At 51.4% G+C, this 20,809-nt stretch carries 17 protein-coding genes; 15 read left to right on the forward strand and 2 right to left on the reverse strand.

The window, feature by feature from the left end; genetic code table 11:
* Nucleotides 1-68: 68 nt before the first annotated feature.
* The 3 genes from manA to J1C60_RS09460 all read left to right on the forward strand — a co-directional run bounded on the left by manA (nucleotide 69) and on the right by J1C60_RS09460 (nucleotide 5,081).
* Complete coding sequence (gene manA / locus J1C60_RS09450; protein WP_128174384.1) at nucleotides 69-1,238, forward strand: mannose-6-phosphate isomerase; 1,170 nt, start codon at nucleotides 69-71, stop codon at nucleotides 1,236-1,238.
* 371 nt (nucleotides 1,239-1,609) lie between these two features.
* Nucleotides 1,610-3,208 (forward strand): GMC family oxidoreductase, encoded by a 1,599-nt coding sequence (locus J1C60_RS09455; protein WP_128174382.1) that lies wholly within the window; start codon nucleotides 1,610-1,612, stop codon nucleotides 3,206-3,208.
* Nucleotides 3,209-3,575: 367 nt separating this feature from the next.
* Nucleotides 3,576-5,081 carry a YdgA family protein gene (locus J1C60_RS09460; RefSeq protein WP_128174380.1) on the forward strand — a complete coding sequence of 502 codons (1,506 nt, stop codon included), beginning with the start codon at nucleotides 3,576-3,578 and terminating at the stop codon, nucleotides 5,079-5,081.
* 123 nt (nucleotides 5,082-5,204) lie between these two features.
* On the opposite strand, the gene J1C60_RS09465 is transcribed toward J1C60_RS09460, so the two are convergent.
* The gene (locus J1C60_RS09465; RefSeq protein ID WP_128174378.1) at nucleotides 5,205-6,236 is read right to left on the reverse strand and encodes a Mal regulon transcriptional regulator MalI; all 1,032 of its coding nucleotides are present in this window, start codon (nucleotides 6,234-6,236) and stop codon (nucleotides 5,205-5,207) included.
* A gap of 196 nt (nucleotides 6,237-6,432) precedes the next feature.
* On the opposite strand from J1C60_RS09465, the gene malX reads away from it, so the two are divergent.
* From malX to add, 3 genes are all read left to right on the forward strand, one after another.
* Complete coding sequence (gene malX / locus J1C60_RS09470) at nucleotides 6,433-8,037, forward strand: maltose/glucose-specific PTS transporter subunit IIBC (protein WP_128174376.1); 1,605 nt, start codon at nucleotides 6,433-6,435, stop codon at nucleotides 8,035-8,037.
* A 60-nt stretch (nucleotides 8,038-8,097) separates the two neighbouring features.
* Nucleotides 8,098-9,276 (forward strand): MalY/PatB family protein, encoded by a 1,179-nt coding sequence (locus J1C60_RS09475; protein ID WP_128174374.1) that lies wholly within the window; start codon nucleotides 8,098-8,100, stop codon nucleotides 9,274-9,276.
* A 111-nt stretch (nucleotides 9,277-9,387) separates the two neighbouring features.
* Nucleotides 9,388-10,389 carry an adenosine deaminase gene (gene add / locus J1C60_RS09480; RefSeq protein ID WP_128174372.1) on the forward strand — a complete coding sequence of 334 codons (1,002 nt, stop codon included), beginning with the start codon at nucleotides 9,388-9,390 and terminating at the stop codon, nucleotides 10,387-10,389.
* 57 nt (nucleotides 10,390-10,446) lie between these two features.
* On the opposite strand, the gene J1C60_RS09485 is transcribed toward add, so the two are convergent.
* Entirely contained in the window at nucleotides 10,447-11,487 is a 1,041-nt protein-coding gene (locus J1C60_RS09485) for an oxidoreductase (protein WP_128174370.1), read from the reverse strand.
* 422 nt (nucleotides 11,488-11,909) lie between these two features.
* On the opposite strand from J1C60_RS09485, the gene J1C60_RS09490 reads away from it, so the two are divergent.
* The 9 genes from J1C60_RS09490 (at nucleotide 11,910) to dtpA (ending at nucleotide 20,806) form a co-directional block, all read left to right on the forward strand.
* Nucleotides 11,910-12,362, forward strand: a complete 453-nt coding sequence (locus J1C60_RS09490) for a DUF2569 domain-containing protein (protein WP_128174368.1) — start codon at nucleotides 11,910-11,912, stop codon at nucleotides 12,360-12,362.
* A gap of 141 nt (nucleotides 12,363-12,503) precedes the next feature.
* Entirely contained in the window at nucleotides 12,504-13,085 is a 582-nt protein-coding gene (gene rsxA / locus J1C60_RS09495) for an electron transport complex subunit RsxA (RefSeq protein WP_128174366.1), read from the forward strand.
* A complete protein-coding gene (gene rsxB, locus J1C60_RS09500) occupies nucleotides 13,085-13,663 on the forward strand; it encodes an electron transport complex subunit RsxB (protein WP_128174364.1) in 579 nt (192 codons plus the stop codon). The genes rsxA and rsxB overlap by 1 nt, the downstream gene beginning before the upstream one ends.
* On the forward strand, nucleotides 13,656-15,749 hold the full coding sequence (gene rsxC / locus J1C60_RS09505) for an electron transport complex subunit RsxC (protein WP_128174362.1): 2,094 nt from the start codon (nucleotides 13,656-13,658) through the stop codon (nucleotides 15,747-15,749). Before rsxB ends, rsxC begins: the two co-directional genes overlap by 8 nt.
* On the forward strand, nucleotides 15,750-16,808 hold the full coding sequence (gene rsxD / locus J1C60_RS09510; protein WP_128174361.1) for an electron transport complex subunit RsxD: 1,059 nt from the start codon (nucleotides 15,750-15,752) through the stop codon (nucleotides 16,806-16,808). It abuts the gene before it with no gap.
* A gap of 6 nt (nucleotides 16,809-16,814) precedes the next feature.
* Complete coding sequence (gene rsxG / locus J1C60_RS09515; RefSeq protein ID WP_128174359.1) at nucleotides 16,815-17,447, forward strand: electron transport complex subunit RsxG; 633 nt, start codon at nucleotides 16,815-16,817, stop codon at nucleotides 17,445-17,447.
* Entirely contained in the window at nucleotides 17,440-18,144 is a 705-nt protein-coding gene (locus J1C60_RS09520) for an electron transport complex subunit E (protein WP_128174357.1), read from the forward strand. Before rsxG ends, J1C60_RS09520 begins: the two co-directional genes overlap by 8 nt.
* Nucleotides 18,141-18,776, forward strand: coding sequence for an endonuclease III (gene nth, locus J1C60_RS09525; protein ID WP_128174355.1), 636 nt, complete (start codon nucleotides 18,141-18,143; stop codon nucleotides 18,774-18,776). The genes J1C60_RS09520 and nth overlap by 4 nt, the downstream gene beginning before the upstream one ends.
* A gap of 527 nt (nucleotides 18,777-19,303) precedes the next feature.
* Nucleotides 19,304-20,806, forward strand: a complete 1,503-nt coding sequence (gene dtpA, locus J1C60_RS09530) for a dipeptide/tripeptide permease DtpA (protein ID WP_128174353.1) — start codon at nucleotides 19,304-19,306, stop codon at nucleotides 20,804-20,806.
* Nucleotides 20,807-20,809 lie beyond the last annotated feature (3 nt).

Raw genomic sequence — 20,809 nt, forward strand, 5'->3', positions numbered from 1 at the left:
GCGGTGGGCACTGCCGGGAGTTTCTGCTTTAATATCGGCAGTTAACTTTAGTTTACCCGGGAGGAATTATGCAAAAACTAACCAATTCGCTGCAAAATTATGCATGGGGTAGCAAGACTGCCTTAACGGCGCTGTATGGCATTGCCAATCCTCAAGACAAGCCAATGGCTGAGATGTGGATGGGCGCGCACCCTAAAAGTAGCTCTTTTGTCGACATTGACGGTCAGGCTCGTTCTCTGCGCAGCGTAATTGATAGCGATAAAGCCAGACTTTTGGGTAAAGAAGTGGCCACACAATTTGGTGAGCTGCCTTTCTTGTTTAAAGTCCTGTGTGCAGATCAGCCACTCTCTATCCAGGTGCACCCCAGCAAATCAGCTGCGGAACGCGGTTTTGCCAGAGAAAATGCGGCAGGCATCGATATTGCTTCTGCCGAACGCAACTATAAAGACGCTAACCACAAACCTGAACTGGTATACGCCCTGACCTCTTTCCAGGCCATGAACGGATTTCGTGAGCTGCAGGAGATCGTTTCACTACTACAACCGGTGGCTGGTGCCCATCCCGCGATTGCGCATTTTTTGCAAAATGCCAATCGCGATAACCTGGCGCAACTGTTCGCCAGCCTGCTATCACTGGAAGATGAATCCCTGTCACTGGCGTTGGGAGTGTTGAAATCCGCGCTTAACCACCAGCATGGTGAGCCGTGGAAAACTATTGCCGCAATTGCGGAGTTTTATCCGAATGACAGTGGGTTATTCTCGCCACTCTTGTTGAATGTTGTCGAACTGCAGCCTGGCGAAGCCATGTTTTTATTTGCCGAAACACCACACGCCTATCTGAAAGGCGTAGCGCTTGAAGTGATGGCCAACTCGGATAACGTGCTGCGGGCTGGGCTGACACCCAAATATATTGATATTCCCGAACTGCTGGCCAATGTCAAATTTGAACCAAAAGCCTATGCAAATCTGCTGATGCAACCGGTGGTACAAGGCCAGATGCGCACTTTCCCGATCCCGGTTGATGACTTTGCTTTTGCCATTCATACACTGGAAAGCCAGCCTGTCAGCATAACGCAACAGAGTGCGGCTATCCTCTTCTGCATTGAAGGTCAGGCTATCGTCAGCAAAGATGCACAGCAACTGATCTTGCAACCCGGCGAGTCCTGTTTTATTGCCGCCTGCGAATCACCGGTGAGCCTCAGCGGCACGGGTCGGATAGCCCGCGTGTTTAATCAATAATAATACGGCCCGTTACTCAACATCAGCAGAGATTGATACTTCCGGCACGCACGTGTGGCGGGCTTAGGGTAACGGGCAACAGAGCGATTGAGCCAGCCTGTAATCGGACTGGCTGTTATGAGCCGCCATCCCCTATCGCCCTTTAACACTTTTGCATCCTGCCACCGGTAAAAAGTTAATAGCCTCAGGCTATCTCAATAGCTGCTTTTAACGATTAGACAAGGCTGTGCGGCAGGAGATTAATTAAAGCGGCTTTGGACATCGGCTTATTGATGCCACAGCGTAGCGTAATAATGAAGAAAAAAACTCATATCGCTTTTTCAATCCGATAAACGGTACGTGAACCCACGCCATCTTAAGGAAGATAACCCATGTCAGACGCCCATCGCGATGCAACATCTGAACGTGCAGGCTTACAGCCGTCGTCGCGCATAGATACACATTATGATTTTATCATCTGTGGTGCAGGTTCATCCGGCTCGGTTATTGCTCGCCGTCTGGCTGAAAACCCTGAGGTAAAAGTTTTACTCCTTGAAGCTGGCCATAGCGATGATGTTCCACCGGTGATGGATCCGGCGCTGTGGCCAACGAACCTGGGCAGCGATCGTGACTGGAAATTTCTGGCTGATGCCAACCCTCATTTAAATGGCCGAACGATCCCGATGTCCATGGGGAAAGTCCTCGGGGGCGGATCCAGTATTAACGTGATGGTGTGGGCGCGCGGACATAAAAATGATTGGGATTTTTTTGCTTCCGAAGCTGACGATGATGCATGGGGCTACGACTCGGTATTAACTATCTATCGCAATATAGAAAACTGGCTAGGTGCAGCCGATCCCCAATATCGCGGAACGGGGGGACCGGTATATGTCCAACCCTCCCCCAATCCCAGTCCTATCGCGACCGCTATGCTTAGCGCTGCCCAGGAACTGAACATCCCGGTATTTTCAAGCCAGAATGGCCTGATGATGGAAGGTGAAGGCGGCTGTGCAATTACAGATGTTTTGATTCGTGACGGTAAACGCAACTCCATTTTCCGCGCGTACACCCATCCGATTCTGGGACAATCCAATCTCACCGTACTCACTGACTCGCTGGTGACCCGCTTGATTTTTGAGGGTAAAAAGACCACAGGCGTCGAATTTTTACATCAAGGTGTCCCTGTTCACGTATATGCTAACGCAGAAGTCATTCTGTCTTTAGGTGCCGTACATACGCCGAAAGTATTGCTGCATTCCGGTATCGGCGATCGGGCGGAACTGAACAAACTGGGTATTCCGTTGGTACAGCATCTCCCGGGTGTTGGACAAGGCTTGCAGGACCATATTTCCTTTGGCTGTATCTGGGAATACAAAGAGCCGATCGCCCCACGCAACAGTGGCAGTGAAGCCACGCTTTACTGGAAAAGCAGCCCGGAACTCACCGCCCCCGACCTGCTGTTTTGTCAGGCTGAATTTCCAGTTCCGAGTAATGAAACCGCCCATCTGGGTGTGCCTGAAGCAGGCTGGTCGATGTTCGCCGGGCTGGCTCAGCCCAAAAGCCGTGGCCGCGTGTACCTGACCAGCGCGAATCCCCTGGATTCGATAAATATTGATGCACGTTCACTGTCACATCCTGATGATATGAAAGCCGCCATAAACTGCATCAAAATTTGTCGGGAATTGGGTAACGCCACTGCGTTTTCATCACTGATCAAAGGCGAGTCAATGCCTGGCAACCTCACCGGAGCGGCGCTGGAAAACTATATCCGTAATTCTGCCGTTACCTACTGGCACCAGACATGTACTGCCAAAATGGGGCGTGATGACATGGCTGTGGTTGACAATAAACTTAGCGTGTACGGGATTGAAAACTTACGTATTGCAGATGGTTCGATCATGCCACGCGTAACGACCGGCAATACTATGGCACCTTGCGTCATCATTGGCGAACGCGCATCCGCGATCCTGAAAGCAAAACATCAGTTTTAATCACCCGCCGTCCCACCGGAATACCGGTGGGCGTTTAAACATCGACACTGCGGCAACGCCACGGAATACGCCACCAGAACACATGCGCTGCCCTGGATTATGCAAGTTCGCATACGCGTGAATCCGCTATGAGCATCGGGTAAACAGGCATTCCTTATCACTGATTTTAAGCCGGTAGTATTTTCATTTATCGCTAATGTGGCCCGAAAAACGGGCAATTACCTGTCGCTATGATTTCAAACACGGCCCATTACAGCTATGATTATTCAGCCATTCATTGAAATGCCGCGGGCGTTTCTATTCTCCGCCGGTTCTGCCAGATTGAAATTATTGGCGGATGAACTTAGTAAAAGGACGACAAACTCAGATGAAAAAGACAAAGATTGCGGTTGGTGTAGTTGTTGCACTTGGGGTGATTTGGACCGGTGCCGCTTGGTTTACCGGTAAACAACTGCAAACACACATGGATGAGCTGGTACAAAATGCCAATATGCAGCTTGCCGACATTGCTCCTGAGAGCCGATTAAAAATCAGCTATCAGGATTATCAACGCGGTGTCTTCAGCAGCACGGCTCGTTTTGTGTTACAGGCCAGTTCACAGACTGAAGATAATGCGCTTTTGAAACCGGGACAAAGTGTCGTTTTTAACGAGAAGATCGATCACGGCCCGTTTCCGTTCGCTCAGCTGAAAAAATTGATTTTAATCCCAAGCATGGCCTCTGTGCACACCGAACTGGCGAATACCGATCCTGTTAAACGGCTATTTGAACTGGCTAAAGGTGAATCGCCGGTTCAGGCGGATACACGTATTGGCTACAGCGGTGCCACCGCCTCCGATATTAAACTGTTGCCAATCGACTATCAAAATAATGAAAGCGGCGAACGCTTCGCGTGGAATGGTGGAACATTGAAGATCGATGCAGATGCCAAAGGAGATAAAGTGGGCTTCAATGGCAACGTCGATAGCCTCGCGATTACCACAAAGAATCAGATGAATATGCCGGTTCTTTTCACGCTTAATGGCGTTGAAGCCACGGCTAATACACGTTTGAGTCCGCAAGGTGTCCGCATTGGCGACCAAACGATTAATTTGCAGAAACTGACGGCCAGCGTGAATGGTCAGGATGCGGCTACCGTGGCAGGCCTGAAAGGTAAATCTACTTTTGATGCCGACGAGAAAACCGTGTCAGGTCAAATCGATTACACCGTCGATAGCCTGAAGATCCAGAATCAATCCTTTGGTCAGGGCAAATTAGCAATGAAACTGTCAAAATTTGATGGTGCCGCGCTGAAGGCTTTCTCCACTAATTACAATGCACAGGTGCAAGCTCTGCTTAATCAACCCGGCATCGATGAGGATCCACAGCGTTATCAACTGGGTATGAACCAGATTCTACTGGACAACCTCCCGACCTTATTGAAAGGCGATCCCAGTATCAGTATTGCCCCACTCAGTTGGAAAAACGATAAGGGCGAAAGTAGTTTTAATCTGGCCGTTAATTTCAAGGATCCTGCCAACGTGACGGGTGAAGCTCAGAATATCGGTCAGGCCGTCGATCGCGTGTTGAAAACGCTGGAGGGTAAGCTGACGATTTCCATGGATATGGCTACCGAGCTGATGACGCATGTTGCAATGGCCGAAGGCTATCAACAGCCCGATGCTGCCAAACTGGCTGAACAGCAGGTAAAAGGTGTCGCGGCGATGGGGCAGATGTTTAAATTAACCACCCAGCAGGACAATAATATTGTTACCAGCCTGCAATACGCGACCGGTCAGGTCACAATGAACGGCGAAAAAATGCCGCTCGAACAGTTTATGTCACGCTATATGCTTGGTGGTTTGCAGCCTCAGCCGCAAATTCCAGCGCCGTAATAAGTAATAAGGGGCAATACATTGCCCCTTTCTTTGGTTAGCCGTGAACTGGATATTCCCCTGTTTTGCTACCTGGCGGCACCTCAGTCAGCCTTATTACATCTTAGCTAACAGAACGAGAATTTACGCCGATCCCCGCTCAATCAAAACAGGCGGCATAATCAGCTTTTGAATATCCCCGTCAGGATCGTGCATGCGCGCCAGCAGACGCGTGGCGGCACTACGACCGATTTCCCTGGCTGAGCTGGTAATAAATGTCAGTGGCGGATCGGTGAGCTCTGCCTCAGGAACATCACCAAAACCCACCAGCGCCATCTGTTGCCCGTAATAGCTGTCAAGCGCCCCTTTACCGATGGTGCGTCCCGTGCGTTGCAAACCAAAATAACAGCCGAGCGCGACGGATGCGTTATGACACAGAATAGCGGTAATCGTGGGATGGTGATGGATCAGCTTTTCGGTTAAATCAGCAGCGTCGCGCTGATGACTGCCGCTTTCGACTATCCATTCGCTACGAAAAGGCAAACCATATTGCAACAGCGTGGTGCAATAACCACCAATCCGCTCGGCCCGGGTCAGAGACGACCCCGAGCCGCCCAACCAGGCAATGCAGTGGTGCCCTCGCTTGATCAAATATTCGGTTGCAAGCTTGGCCGCGTGCATATTATCCGGTCGAATTGAATCCGCCTCATCCAGGCTGCTGGCCCGCGAAGCGCAAATCAACGGAACGCCAAACTCACGCGCTTTTTGTACCAGCTCGACGGCGTTATCCGCGCCCCCGCCGAGGACGATCCCTTCCACGCCCTGCGCAATAAGTGAATCAAAACAGCGCTGAATATTTTTACCTTGCGCGCCGCTCTGTGTAAGAAACAGCACCTTACCCTGCTTCTCCAGCATTTCACTCAGGCCTGCCGTCATCTCAGCATAAAACGGGTTACAAATATCACGCACAATCAGCCCAATCACACCGCTATCGCCACCGCGCAACATTGCCGCAGAACGGTTGCGTATATAACCCAATTTTTCAATTGCCTGATTCACGCGATCGGCGGTTGCCGCTGAGATGCGCCCTTTACCCGAAAGAACCAGTGAGACCGTAGTGACTGAAATACCGGCTTCATCGGCAACATCATTAATCGTAATTTTTTTCTGAGACATATTCCGCCACTTTCAAGGTGCTGCGTAGCCGTCCTGTATGTTTACGCATGCAGGTAAAACGTTACACCTTAAACAACCCCATGAAAACCTTCGTAACAAATAAGAGTGTGATATAGCGCGCATTCAGGAATGATAAAACGTTTTATCATTGTTTTTACCTCAGCACGTGCTGGGCATTTTTTTGCCAGGAGATTGTATGTCCGCCTCAAAACAAAAAATTACGGTATGGGAGTTTTTCCAGAGTTTGGGGAAAACCTTTATGCTGCCTGTCGCATTACTCTCTTTCTGCGGCATTATGCTCGGTATCGGCAGTTCGTTAAGCAGCCATGATGTGATTACTCTGCTCCCGTTTTTGGGGAATCATCTTCTCCAACTGATCTTTACCTGGATGAGTAAAGTCGGCTCTTTCGCCTTTAGCTATCTGCCCGTGATGTTTGCTATCGCTATTCCACTGGGTATGGCCCGTGAAAATAAAGGTGTCGCGGCATTTTCCGGTTTTGTCGGCTTTGCTGTGCTAAACTTGGCCGTTAATTTCTGGTTAAATGCCAACGGTATTTTGCCAACCACAGATGCGGCAATCCTGAAAGCAAATAACATCCAGAATATTCTGGGGATTCAGTCGATTGATACCGGTATTCTCGGTGCGGTGATCGTCGGTATCATCGTGTTTTATCTGCATGAACGTTTTCACACCATTCGTCTGCCGGACGCACTGGCTTTCTTTGGCGGTACCCGCTTCGTCCCAATTATTACCACCCTGGTGATGGGATTAGTCGGTTTAGTCGTTCCGTTAATCTGGCCAGGGTTCGCCGCAGCCATTAGTGGTCTTGGCTGGATGATTAACGGTGCGGGTGAATTTGGTCCGATGATCTTTGGTACCGGTGAGCGTCTGCTGCTACCGTTTGGACTGCAACACATCCTTGTCGCCATTATTCGCTTTACCGATGCGGGCGGCACCATGGACGTATGTGGACATAGCGTCAGTGGCGCATTAACCATTTTCCAGGCGCAGCTCTCCTGCCCGACGTCGAGTGGTTTTGCCGAAAGTGCCACCCGCTTCCTTTCTCAGGGCAAGATGCCCGCCTTCCTCGGCGGCCTGCCTGGCGCTGCGTTAGCCATGTATCACTGCGCCCGTCCGGAGAATCGACATAAAATTAAAGGGTTACTGATTTCCGGCGTTGTCGCTTGCGTAGTTGGCGGCACCACCGAACCTATTGAGTTCCTGTTCCTGTTTGTCGCTCCGGTTCTGTACGTGATTCACGCTCTGCTTACGGGCCTTGGATTTACCGTCATGGCGGTGTTAGGCGTCACCATTGGTAATACCGATGGTAACGTGATCGACTTTGTCGTATTCGGCATTCTGCATGGCCTGTCGACCAAATGGTATTGGGTGCCCGTGGTCGCAGCTATCTGGTTCGTTGGCTACTATGTAATTTTCCGCTTCGCGATTACGCGTTTTAATATCAAAACCCCCGGTCGGGATATTGAAACCCAACGCGAGAACATCGAAAAAAATCCCGCTGTCGCAGGTAACGTTGGGAAGTCAGGTTACAATTCTCCGGCGATCCTCGCAGCCCTGGGCGGCGTGGATAATATTACCTCGCTGGATAATTGTCTGACGCGTCTTCGTCTGGCGGTGAAAGATATGAGTCTGGTGGATGATGCCGCATTGAAAGCGCATCGGGTGATTGGTGTCGTGCATCTGAATCAGCACAGTCTGCAAGTGGTTATCGGTCCTCAGGTTCAGTCAGTAAAAGATGAAATTGCTACCCTGATGGGGTCCGGCACCGCTTCTGCATAGCAAACGCTTGTCCTCCCTCTCCCTATGACAGGGAGAGGGAAATATGGAGAATACACCACGATGTCGTTTAATTTTGATGTGATGGTCGATCGCCACGGCAGTTGGTGTACCCAATGGGATTTTGTCGCCGATCGCTTCGGCCACCCCGATTTGCTGCCCTTTACTATTTCAGATATGGATTTCCCTACCGCCCCGGTTATTGTCACCGAGCTACAGAAGCGCATCGCGCACGGTGTGTTGGGTTACAGCCGCTGGCAGCATGATGACTTTCTCAACGCGATCGCGCACTGGTATCAACAGCGGTTTAACGTGGCTGTCGAGCGCCAGCAAATCGTCTATGGCCCTTCGGTGATCTATATGGTGGCGCAGATGTTACGTCACTGGTCAGCGCCTGGAGATGGCGTCTTGATACATACCCCCGCTTATGATGCGTTCTATAAAACGATTGAAGGCAACCAGCGCAAAGTGATGGCACTACCGCTGATCTGTCTGGATGGTGAGTGGCAATGTGATATGGAGGCGCTGGCACATCTACTGGCACGCGATGAATGCAAAGTCATGCTGCTGTGTAATCCACATAATCCAACGGGCAAAGTATGGCGTCGCGCCGAGCTGGAACAGATGGCCGCGCTCTGTCAGCGCCACCATGTCAAGGTCATTAGCGATGAAATCCATATGGATATGGTGTTGGGAGACGTCGCGCATACGCCGTGGATGCAGGTGGCACGCGATCGCTGGGCGCTTTTCACTTCAGCCTCAAAGAGTTTTAATATTCCCGCGCTGACCGGAGCTTATGGCTTTATCAGTGATGAACAGGACCGCGACCAGTGGTTTTATGCCTTGAAAAGTGCTGACGGGCTCTCTTCCCCCGCCGTTCTCGCCGTTGCAGCGCATATTGCTGCTTATCGTGACGGCGAGGCATGGCTGGATGCACTGCGCAACTATCTGCGCAATAATCTACTGCATATTGCTGAGCGATTGAACCGGGCGTTCCCGGCGCTGAACGTGGCCCTACCACAGGCGACCTATCTGGCATGGATTGATCTGCGTCCGCTACAGTTAGACGATCGTCAATTGCAGCAAGTACTGATTGAACAACAAAAAGTTGCGATTATGCCGGGTTACACTTACGGCACAGAGGGCGATGGATTTTTACGCCTGAATGCGGGATGCCCACGCAGTAAACTGGATGATGGCCTTGACCGCTTAATTGCTGCGATTAACACTTTTACTAAATAAAGACTAATTATCCAGCAGTTAATCCGGCAAGTTGCGCAATTCTCTGGCTTATTTGCGCAACTTGTTTTTATACTTATCTGCACTTCTTCTAACAACAAACGAGAGTGCGATATGATCGATTCTACCCTTCCCCTTACCGATATTCATCGCCACCTCGACGGCAATATTCGCGCACAAACTATCCTTGATTTAGGCCGCGAGTTTAATCTTCGCCTCCCCGCAAATACCCTGGATGCACTGCGGCCTCATGTACAGGTTACGCAAACTGAACCTGATTTGGTTAGCTTTCTGCAAAAACTTGATTGGGGCGTGAAGGTGTTAGGATCGCTGGATGCCTGCCGTCGCGTGGCCCAAGAAAACGTTGAGGATGCCGCAAGCGCTGGGATCCACTATGTCGAATTGCGTTTTTCTCCCGGCTATATGGCAATGACACATAAACTCCCGGTGGCTGGCGTCGTTGAAGCGGTGATTGATGGCATAAAAGCAGGTTGTCAGGCGCATGATATTGAAGTGCGATTGATTGGCATTATGAGTCGGACGTTCGGTGAAGAGGCTTGCTTACGCGAGCTGGATGCATTACTGGCCCACCGTGAGAGCATCACCGCGTTGGATCTTGCCGGCGACGAGCTCGGTTTTCCGGGTAGCCAGTTCCTCAGCCATTTTAACCGCGCACGCGATGCCGGTTTACATATTACAGTGCATGCGGGCGAAGCGGCGGGACCGGAAAGTATCTGGCAGGCGATTCGAGAATTGGGCGCAGAGCGTATCGGTCATGGTGTTAAAGCGGTGGAAGATCCCGCACTGATGGATTTCCTGGCCGAGCACCGCATTGGCATCGAGTCCTGCTTAACCTCGAATATTCAGACCAGCACCGTAGCGCATTTAAGCCACCATCCGTTGATAAAATTCCTCGACCACGGCATTCTGGCGACCCTCAATACTGACGATCCTGCGGTACAAGGTATTGAGATTGAGCATGAATATCATGTTGCGGCCCCCCAGGCCGGCTTAACGATCGCGCAGATCCGCCGGGCGCAGGAAAACGGCCTGGCTATCGCCTTCCTGAGCGATGCTGAAAAACAGCAAATTCGCGCCAAAGTTTTACGGGGCTAATAAAAAAGGAGAAGCGTCTGTGCTTCTCCTGTCTCAAGAGCCCATCACATTATCCGGTTACTTGAGCGACAGCGTTTGACGCTTTTCAGCGGATTGCAGCCCTAGCTCAATCAACTCCATCACCTGGATGGCTTCTTCGGCAGTAACCGGATTCGCGCTTTTACCATTAATGGCATCACGCACACCCGCGTAATAGGCGGGATAGTTACCCGGAATGGTCAGTAACGCTTTTTCCAGCATCACATCACCATCGGCCAGCGTTAGCACACCATCACGCATGTCGTATCCCCAGTCTTCCTGTGGTGGACGCGCGCCAGCTTTCAGTCGGTCCTCCTGGGGATCCAGCCCAAACTTTACATAACTTCCACGGGTGCCATGCACCTGATAGCGTGCGGATTCTGCCGCCACCAACATACTGGCATGCAGCACCACCCGCCGTTGTGGATACGTTAACACCGCATGGAAATAGTCAGTGGTTTGCGCTCCCGGCCGAAGTTCTGCCATATCGACGTTAATATAAACTGGTGAACCAAAGAGTTGCAGAGCCTGATCGATAAGATGCGGCCCCAAATCGAACCAGATACCGCTGCCTGCACCTTTCATTTCACGCCAGCGCTGTCGAACCTCTGGGCGATAGCGATCAAAATGAGACTCAAAGTAACGGACTTCACCTAAAGAGCCCTCCGCAAGGAGTGATTTTAACGTGAGGAAGTCACTGTCCCAACGGCGGTTGTGGAAGACAGAGAGCAGTAATCCTTTGGCTTTAGCCAGCGCGTCCAGCTCACGAGCCTGTGACAACGTCACGGTAAACGGTTTATCCACGACTACATGTTTGCCCGCATTCAATGCGGCCCGGGCCAGCGGAAAATGGGTATCATTTGGCGTCGGGATAACCACCAGTTGAATCGTGGGATCGTCGAAGAGAGCCTGCGGATCGGGCACGGCCTGAACCGAAGGCCAGTCAGCGTGAACTTTAGCTGCATCACTGCTGGAAACTGCAGCCAGCTCCATCTCAGGTGTTCCGGCAATCAGCGGCGCATGGAATGTTTTGCTGGCAAAACCGTAGCCAACAAGCCCTACTCGGATTTTATCTGACATTATATTTCCTCTTGTTCACCCTGATCAGCGGCCCGACCCACGTTATGTTGCTGATGGGTTGATATCACACAGGATTTTCTTTTATACCCACGGTATTTATTCCGCGCCCGGTAAAGGCTCAGTTGCAACACTAACGCTTGCTTGTTAGAACATCTGTTCCTCAGATTTAAGACTAAAGACGCTAAGAGAACAAGAAGGAATAACCCTAATTACTCATTTGAAAAGGAATAATCGACCAGTCGCTTTATGTGACGAGACATAAAAGCGCGGCAACGGCATACTGAAACAGGGGCTCCTGCCAGTAAAATAGTCAGAAATTATTGGATATTAATTTGAAGCCTTTACCGCTTTAACCCGGTTTTTACGTATAATCCTTCCGATTTCGTGCATCACTGGTTTGAACGTTTACCGCAAGGATATTTATGGCAGTCGACAACACTTCACCTGTTCCAATACGTATTGGCGGCTGGCTTTTGCTGCCGCTGGCATGGCTGATCATGACCTTACTCACCAGTGCGCTGGTACTGGCGGTGTATTTAAGTGCCCTGGTATCCCCGGAACTGCGTCAGGCATTGCTGCATAATGCCCATTCGTTTACGCTGCAGTGGTCATTGTCACTGGGAACGTCGTTCCTTGTCTGGCTTTATAGCATTTGGGTAACCTGGATATTCTGCAAGCGCTCACGCCGTCTGCCACGTCACTATATTATTTGGTTGCTGATGACCGTGCTGCTGGCGCTAAAAACCTTTGCCTTCTCGCCCGTAAGCGACAGCGCGGCAATAAGGACTTTACTGATTTCTCTGCTGGCTGCATCGATACTTGTTCCGTATTTCAAGCGTTCTCAACGGGTTAAGAAAACATTCATTGAACCGTGATTGCAGTTAAAACCATCATGAATTTAATCCTGAGTGCTTTCACAAAATAACCCCTGCGTTGTTGTGTTGTGATATAGCGGCTAATACCGGATAATACATGGCCTTTTTTTATTGGCCTTACTTCTTTTTTCAGGCGTAACAATGACCGAATACCTGCTTCTTTTTATTGGTACAGTGCTGGTGAATAACTTCGTACTCGTGAAGTTTCTCGGCCTCTGTCCCTTTATGGGCGTTTCCAAAAAACTGGAAACGGCCATTGGTATGGGACTCGCCACCACATTCGTCATCACACTGGCTTCTATTTGCGCATGGCTGGTGAATAACCTTATTCTGGTTCCGCTCGATCTGGTTTATCTACGCACTATGGCCTATATCCTGGTGATTGCCGTAACCGTACAGTTCACCGAAATGGCGGTGCGTAAAACCAGCCCGGCGCTTTACCGTTTACTGGGCATTTTCCTGCCATTGATTACCACCAACTGTGCCGTGCTGGCCGTGCCGCTGTTAAGCGTCAATCTTAACCATACGTTTCTACAGGCCGCGCTGTATGGCTTCAGTGCTTCTATCGGTTTTTCGCTGGTCATGGTGCTGTTTGCTGCAATGCGGGAGCGTCTGGTGCTGGCGAATGTTCCTGCGCCCTTTAAAGGTTCATCCATTGCGCTTATCACCGCCGGATTGATGTCGCTGGCCTTTATGGGCTTTACTGGCCTGGTGAAGTTCTGATGAGTGCGATTTGGATTGCTATCAGCGTGCTGAGCGCGCTGAGTCTGGTCTTCGGTGCGCTGCTTGGCTATGCGTCACGCCGCTTCCTCGTGGAAGCCGATCCGATTGTTGAGCAGATCGATGAACTCCTGCCCCAGAGCCAGTGCGGGCAATGCGGTTATCCGGGTTGCCGTCCCTACGCTGAAGCGGTAGGAAACAATGGCGAGGCGATAAATAAATGTGCACCCGGCGGTGAGCAAACAATGCTAAAACTCGCCGGCTTGCTGAACGTTGATCCCCAACCCATTGATGGCGATGAAACGGTAAAAGAACCGGTGCGAACCGTGGCCTGGATTGATGAGGCGAACTGTATCGGCTGCACCAAATGTATTCAGGCATGCCCGGTCGATGCCATTGTCGGCGCGACTCGCGCCATGCATACCGTTCTGAGCGATCTCTGCACCGGTTGCGATCTCTGCGTTGCCCCTTGCCCAACCGATTGCATTGAAATGCGCCCGGTTGCGACCACTACCGCGAACTGGAAATGGGATTTAAACACGATCCCGGTCCGGGTTATCCCTGAAGAAAGTCATGCGTAATTTATTTAATTTTCTGAAAAAAGATAAAATCTGGGACTTTGACGGCGGCATTCATCCACCTGAGATGAAGACGCAATCAAACGGTACGCCGCTGCGTCATATCCCGTTGCCCGACCGTTTTATTATTCCGCTGAAACAGCATATCGGCCAGGAAGGCGAACTTTGCGTCAGCCCGGGCGACTACGTGCTACGCGGCCAGCCCCTGACCTTCGGGCGCGGTCGCATGTTGCCTGTTCATGCCCCCACATCCGGGACCATCACGGCCATTGCACCGCATATCACCGCGCATCCTTCCGCGCTGTCTGAGCTGTGTATCTTCATGACGCCGGATGGTGAAGACCGCTGGGCTGAGCGGCAACCGATCGCTGATTATCACCAGTTAACGCGCGAGGATGTGGTTAATCGCATTCAGCAGGCAGGCGTGGCGGGTTTAGGCGGTGCCGGTTTCCCGACGGGTACGAAACTGAAAGGTGGCCTGAGCGGCGTGAATACTCTGATCATTAATGGCGCAGAGTGTGAGCCTTATATTACCGCTGACGATCGCCTGATGCAGGATTATGCCGCAGAGGTGATTGAGGGCAGTCGAATTCTGGCCTGGGTTCTACAAGCCGAGCGGGTGTTGATCGGCATTGAAGATAATAAACCTGACGCTATCCGTGCGATGAAGCAGGCGCTGGGTGGCAGTCTCGATCTGCAATTGCGCGTGATCCCAACCAAATACCCTTCCGGCGGCGCGAAGCAGTTGACGCGTATTTTAACCGGTAAAGAAGTCCCGCACGGTGGACGCTCCGCCGATATTGGCGTTCTGATGCAGAACGTCGGTACCGCTTTTGCGGTGAAGCGTGCCATCGTTGACGGAGAACCATTGACCGAACGCGTAGTGACCCTGACCGGTGAAGCGATGGGTCACCCCTGTAATGTCTGGGGTCGTTTGGGTACGCCAGTAAGCCATCTACTCCATGTGGCTGACTTCACCCCCGGTGAAGAACAAATGGTAATTATGGGCGGACCGTTAATGGGCTTTACCCTGCCCGCCCTTGATGTGCCCGTGGTGAAGATCACCAACTGCTTACTGGCCCCATCAGCCAGCGAAATGGGGAATAGTGAGCAGGAGAAGTCCTGTATCCGCTGTAGTGCCTGCGCGGATGCCTGTCCGGCCAATTTGCTACCGCAGCAGCTCTACTGGTTCAGCCAGGGCGGTGACCACGAGAAAGCGCGTGCGCACCACATTGACGATTGTATTGAATGCGGTGCCTGCGCCTGGGTTTGTCCAAGTAACATTCCGCTGGTGCAGTACTACCGACAGGAAAAAGCTGAGTTGCGGGCCATCGATCTTGAAGCTCAGCGTACAGCGCAGGCCAAAGCGCGCTTTGAAGCGCGTCAACAGCGACTTGAGCGTGAAAAGCTGGCGCGTGAAGCACGCCACGAACAAGCCAAACGTAAAGTCAGTACTAGCGACCAAAATGAGATTGCCGCTGCGCTAGCGCGGGTGAAAGCCAAAAAAGCCGCCGATGGAGAAACCATCAGCGTAAATCCCGATGGCGTACCGGATAACGCAGTTGCGATCGCGCAGCGTGAAGCTCGCAAAGCAGAAGCGCGAGCACGTCAGGCCGAGAAGCAAGCGGAGAGCGAGCCGGTGACGCGTCAGGTTGACGATCCGCGCAAAGCCGCAGTTGAAGCCGCTATTGCCCGCGCTAAAGCCAGAAAAGCCGCGCAGTTCCAAGAGAATACACCTGCCGCGGAAAATTCGGTCTCTGAAGGGGCTGACCCACGTAAAGCCGCAGTTGAAGCCGCCATCGCCCGCGCTAAAGCCAGGAAAGCCGCGCAGTCCCAAGAGAATACACCTGCCGCGGAAAATTCGGTCTCTGAAGGGGCTGACCCACGCAAAGTCGCAGTTGAAGCCGCCATCGCCCGCGCTAAAGCCATGAAAGCCGCGCAGCAGCAACATTCGGATGATAAAAGTCATGACGCAGAGACGTTAGACACACCAAATGCAAATGACGATCCCCGTAAAGCGGCAGTGGCAGCAGCCATTGCTCGCGTAAAAGCGCGAAAAGCGCAGCAGCACAGTACGCAAGAGGAATAAATGGCTTTTCGCATCGCAAGTTCGCCTTACACGCATAATCATCGCAGCACCGGCACCATCATGATGCTGGTGCTACTGGCGGCCATCCCGGGTATGGTCGCGCAGTGGTACTACTTCGGTTACGGTAACCTTATCCAGGTCGCGATTGCAGCCGTCGTCGCGCTGGGAACGGAAGCCCTCATTTTAAAATTACGTAACCTGCCGGTTACCGCCCATCTTGCTGATAACTCGGCACTGCTTACGGCGCTGTTGCTGGGCGTTAGCCTTCCTCCGTTGGCACCTTGGTGGTTGATCGTTCTGGGAACCGTCTTTGCGGTGATCATCGCTAAGCAGCTTTATGGCGGTCTGGGACAGAACCCTTTTAACCCGGCGATGATCGGCTATGTGGTTCTGTTGATCTCATTTCCGGTACAAATGACCAGTTGGCTGCCGCCTGAAGCGCTACAGTCGATTACGCCCGGTTTTATGGATTCCATCAGCATGATTTTTACCCAGCACACGCTGGCAGGAAATACCATGCAACAGTTGCAGATTGGCATTGATGGCATTAGCCAGGCAACACCGCTTGATAACTTTAAAACGGGCCTGCGCGCCGGACATAGCGCAGAACAATTAATGGCACAGCCTCTGTATACCGGCGTACTGGCCGGACTTGGCTGGCAATGGATCAATGCAGGTTTTTTGTTGGGGGGGCTGTTCCTGTTGTGGACCAACAGTATCCGCTGGCACATTCCTGTAAGCTTTCTGGCTTCATTAGCGATTTGCGCAACGATTGGCTGGGTTGCCGCACCGGAAAGTCTCGCCTCCCCGATGATTCACCTGTTTTCCGGTGCCACGATGTTGGGGGCTTTCTTTATTGCTACCGATCCGGTAACCGCGTCGACAACGAACCGTGGTCGACTGATTTTTGGTGCGTTGATTGGGCTGCTGGTGTGGCTGATCCGCAGCTTTGGTGGTTATCCGGATGGTGTGGCTTTCGCCGTTATCCTGGGCAATATTACCGTGCCGTTAATTGATTATTACACCAGGCCACGCGTTTACGGCCATCGCAAGGATTGATTTGATATGCTGGATACCATCAGAAGAAATGGCGTCACACTGGCGCTGTTCGCGGCAGTCACTACCGGCGTTACAGCGGTCATCAATGCGGTTACCAAGCCCACGATCGAACACCAGACTGCGGTTCAGCAAAAGATTTTGTTGGATCAGGTTGTTCCACCTGAAATATACGATAATCACATTCAACAAGAATGTTACGTTGTCACCGACAAGGCACTGGGAAATGGTAAACCCCATCATCTCTATCTCGCCCGTAAAGGAGAGACGCCCGTCGCCGTCGCGCTGGAAACAACTGCACCGGACGGCTATTCGGGGGAAATCCAACTGGTTGTCGGCGCGGATTTTAACGGAAAAGTGTACGGCACCCGCGTAGTTGAACATCATGAAACGCCCGGCCTCGGTGATAAAATTGAGCTTCGCATCTCTGACTGGATAAACAGCTTCAACGGGAAACAACTGTCCGGGCCTGATGACCAACATTTTGCCGTCAAAAAAGATGGCGGTGATTTCGATCAGTTCACGGGTGCGACCATTACGCCGCGTGCGGTAGTCAATGCAGTGAAACGCACGGCGTTGTATATTGAAACCCTGCCGCCCGTACTCTCTTCCTTACCCGATTGTGGAGCCACCAATGAGTGAAGCTAAAAAACTACTGGTCGATGGCCTCTGGAAAAATAACTCGGCACTGGTTCAGTTGCTGGGCCTTTGTCCGCTACTGGCGGTGACGTCAACCGCGACGAACGCTCTCGGCCTTGGTCTGGCCACAACGCTGGTACTCACCTGTACTAACAGCGCAATTTCTGCCTCACGCCGTTGGGTTAAGTCCGAGATACGCATTCCTATTTACGTCATGATCATCGCCGCAGTGGTGAGCTGCGTGCAGATGCTGATCAATGCATATGCATTTGGCCTCTATCAGTCTTTAGGGATTTTTATCCCGCTGATTGTGACCAACTGCATTGTGGTGGGCCGTGCTGAGGCTGTCGCATCAAAAAGCAGCGTGCCTCTCGCCGCGCTCGATGGTTGCGCAACCGGTCTTGGCGCCACCAGCGCAATGTTTGTGCTGGGTTGTATCCGTGAAATGATCGGCAACGGCACCGTGTTTGATGGCGCAGATCAATTACTGGGCCCCTGGGCAAAAGTGCTACGCATTCAGATCGTTCACTTTGATTCGCCACTGCTGCTGGCCATGCTGCCACCCGGTGCATTTATCGGGCTAGGTATGCTGCTGGCCGGAAAATATTTGATCGATCAAAAAACGAAACAGCGCGCCACTCGCCTTGCTGCCGCCCAGGCGCAGGCGCACCCTGAGGGCCATACCGGAAAAGCGATGTGAATAAGGAAAAGCGTCAACTTATTTTGAGCCGCCTGCGCGATAATAATCCGCACCCGACGACCGAGCTGGCATTCAGTTCCCCTTTTGAGCTGCTGATCGCCGTGTTACTGTCGGCACAGGCCACGGACGTGAGCGTGAATAAAGCCACCGCCAGGTTATATCCTGTGGCTAATACTCCCGCTGCAATGTTGGAACTGGGTGAAGATGGCGTGCGGGAGTACATTAAAACGATCGGTCTGTTTAACAGTAAGGCCGCGAATGTGATAAAAACCTGCCGTATTCTGCTGGAAAAGCATAATGGTGAAGTACCTGAAAACCGTGACGCGTTAGAGGCGCTGCCCGGCGTGGGGCGTAAAACGGCTAACGTGGTTCTCAATACTGCATTCGGCTGGCCAACCATCGCTGTTGATACCCATATTTTTCGCGTCAGTAACCGCACCAACTTTGCTCCCGGCAAAAACGTTGAGCAGGTTGAAGAAAAACTTCTGAAGGTGGTACCGCAGGAATTTAAGGTCGATTGCCATCACTGGCTGATTTTACATGGGCGCTACACCTGTATAGCCCGTAAACCACGCTGTGGTTCTTGCCTGATTGAAGATCTCTGCGAGTACAAAGAAAAAGTGGAAAGTTAACGGGGGTGCTGACATCGTCAGGACTTGTATGCGCTACGCCCCCACATGAAAACGTTCACCATACGATTTCCCGTCAGATTAATCTTTTTTTCGTGATCGGATTCACAAAGGGCACTTTACTCACCCGAACCTTGCCAGCAACCCGCTATTAACACTCAATAAAATCCAGCTTTTACCTGATTAGTGGTTATTCATCCTGTCAGTTAGCTTACTTATAACTGTTCGTCCCACAGAATCCCGCTTTAGCTGGTTATATCACCACTGCTGATTTCTTAGACAAATAACTGATCAATAATATCGCCAGAATAGGCTATTCTGGAATTTAACACCAGACAACATTTCATACGCATACTTTTAACACTAACAGTGCAACAAACCGTAGAAGATGAAAAAACTCTTGCCTGATGCCGCCGGATAAGCGAAATTAACCGCCGTTTTTCCCCATCTTATAACAATGCACCGAATACCAACCGGTATTACGCGTGCTTACTTCCCGCGATGAAATTGGGATCTAAACAGAGGTATAAGTGTCTACTGCAAACCAACACACGGATAAGGCCACAAGCCTGAATGCGTTTAAACAACCGAAGTCATTTTATTTGATCTTTTCCATTGAATTATGGGAACGTTTTGGCTACTACGGCCTCCAGGCTATTATGGCCGTTTACCTGGTAAAAATGCTGGGGATGTCTGAAGCTGATTCCATTACGCTCTTTTCATCTTTCAGCGCACTGGTATATGGCCTGGTCGCCGTCGGCGGATGGCTGGGTGATAAAGTTTTGGGTACCAAACGCGTGATTGTGCTGGGGATTATTGTGCTGGCGACAGGCTATGGTCTGATCGCCTGGTCAGGGCACAATCAAAGTCTGGTCTATATCGGCATGGCAACGATTGCCGTCGGCAACGGTTTGTTTAAGGCCAATCCCTCTTCACTGCTTTCAACCTGCTACGAGAAAGACGATCCACGCCTGGATGGTGCTTTTACCATGTATTACATGGCGATCAATATCGGTTCACTGTTCTCCATCATGGCCACACCGTGGCTTGCCGCTCAGTATGGCTGGAGCTCCGCTTTTTCACTGTCGTTCGTCGGCATGCTTATTACACTGCTGAATTTCATGCTGTGCCGCAAGTGGGTCAGGCTGCATGGCTCAAAACCTGATTTTGCACCGCTACAGGTTAAAAAACTGCTGCCGACGCTGGTTGGCATCCTCGTTGTCATCGCCGCAGCAACCTGGCTACTGCATAATCAGGATATTGCCCGTATTGCACTGGCTTGTATCGTGGTCGGGATTGTGATGCTGTTTGGTAAAGAAGCATTTGCCATGCAGGGTGCTGCACGTCGTAAGATGATCGTTGCTTTTCTGCTGATGCTGGAAGCGGTGGTGTTCTTTGTACTGTACAGCCAGATGCCAACCTCACTGAACTTTTTTGCTATTCGTAACGTTGAGCACAGCATTTTAGGTATCACGTTTGAACCGGAGCAGTATCAGGCACTGAATCCGTTCTGGATTATGGTTGCCAGTCCTATTCTGGCGGCAATTTATAACAAGATGGGCGATCGCCTGCCGATGCCGCACAAGTTTGCCTTCGGTATGGTGCTGTGCTCTGCGGCATTTTTGGTTCTGCCACTGGGAACCAAGTTTGCCAGCAATTTGGGTATTGTGTCCGTAAACTGGTTGATCCTGAGCTATGCACTGCAAAGTATCGGCGAACTGATGATTTCTGGCCTCGGACTGGCCATGGTCGCTCAGTTGGTTCCGCAGCGCTTAATGGGCTTTATCATGGGAGCATGGTTCCTGACAACGGCGGGCGCGGCCATTATCGCCGGTAAAATCGCGAACCTGATGGCCGTTCCGGATAATGTCACCGACCCACTGCAATCCCTGCACATTTATGGCGATGTCTTTCTGCAGATCGGCATTGCAACCGCTGTTATTGCCGTACTGATGCTGTTAACGGCACCTTTGCTTAATCGGATGACGCAAGAAGAAACGCCCGCACTGCAGGAAGCTAACGTTAGCGGTTAATTC

It is taken from the genome of [Pantoea] beijingensis (assembly GCF_022647505.1).
GTDB classification, from domain to species: domain Bacteria; phylum Pseudomonadota; class Gammaproteobacteria; order Enterobacterales; family Enterobacteriaceae; genus Erwinia; species Erwinia beijingensis.